At 61.9% G+C, this 281-nt stretch carries 1 protein-coding gene; it reads left to right on the top strand.

The window, feature by feature from the left end; translation table 11 throughout:
- Nucleotides 1-67 precede the first annotated feature (67 nt).
- Nucleotides 68-281, top strand: a 214-nt coding sequence (locus L5876_RS14665; RefSeq protein ID WP_236957102.1) for a hypothetical protein, incomplete at its 3' end; no start/stop codon positions are given.

The raw sequence follows: 281 nt of genomic DNA, 5'->3' as shown, positions 1-281 counted from the left end.
GGGGCTGCGGACGCTGGGGTCCAGGTGCGTTGACGGCGGGTGCGGATCGGGTTGCGCGCGATGGGGCATGCGGACGAGCCTGCCGCCTTTCTCGAAAAGTGATACGCTCAACCTAGGAGCTTGCCGGACGTGCGTCCGACAAGCTCCTTTGGCAAAACCGCTCCCGGAAGAAACGCGAAAGTTTCGTCGTAAGACCGTCAACGTGCATCAAGTCGCAATGAATCCATCCGATGCAGAGGTCATCCGCCAGCGCGCACTGCGGGCGCTTGCTCTTAACCGCA

The organism is Hyphobacterium sp. SN044 (assembly GCF_021864465.1).
Taxonomy (GTDB): Bacteria; Pseudomonadota; Alphaproteobacteria; order Caulobacterales; family Maricaulaceae; genus Hyphobacterium.
Note: the sequence above shows the minus strand (reverse complement) of the source record. Positions and strands in the feature narration are given on the sequence as shown.